Source organism: Verminephrobacter aporrectodeae subsp. tuberculatae At4, from assembly GCF_000193225.1.
GTDB classification, from domain to species: Bacteria; Pseudomonadota; Gammaproteobacteria; order Burkholderiales; family Burkholderiaceae_C; genus Acidovorax; species Acidovorax aporrectodeae.
Window position 1 is genome coordinate 1 of sequence record NZ_AFAL01000791.1, and the last position, 572, is coordinate 572.

General features: G+C 72.0%; 1 protein-coding gene. It reads left to right on the top strand.

Annotation, left to right across the window (positions count from 1 at the left end):
• A partial coding sequence (locus tag VTU_RS29355; RefSeq protein ID WP_010108708.1) for an aldehyde dehydrogenase family protein occupies positions 1 to 572 on the top strand: 572 nt, incomplete at both ends.

Genomic DNA, 572 nt, shown 5'->3' on the forward strand with positions numbered 1-572 from the left:
ACAGCGCGGGCCAGCGCTGCTCCGCGCTGCGCGTGCTGTGCGTGCAGGAGGAGGCCGCCGGGCGCGTGCTGGAGATGCTGCGCGGCGCCATGGACGAGCTGCGCATGGGAAACCCCGGCGCGCTGCAGGTGGACATCGGCCCGGTCATCGACGCCGAGGCGCAGGCCGGCATCGTGGCGCATATCGAGGCCATGCAGGCCCGGGGCCGCCGCGTGTTCCAGCCCTGCCGCAGCGGCGCGCAGGACAGCGCCCGGGGCAGCTTCGTTGCGCCCACGCTGATCGAAATCGAGCATATCGGCGAGCTGCAGCGCGAGGTCTTCGGCCCCGTGCTGCACCTGCTGCGCTACGCGCGCAAGGACCTGGACGCACTGCTCGCGCAGATCAACGCCACCGGCTACGGCCTCACGCAGGGCCTGCACACGCGCATCGACGAGACCATTGCCCGCGTGGTGCAGCGCGCGCACGCGGGCAATATCTACGTGAACCGCAACATGGTGGGCGCGGTGGTCGGCGTACAGCCCTTTGGCGGCGAGGGCCTTTCGGGCACCGGCCCCAAGGCGGGTGGTCCGCTG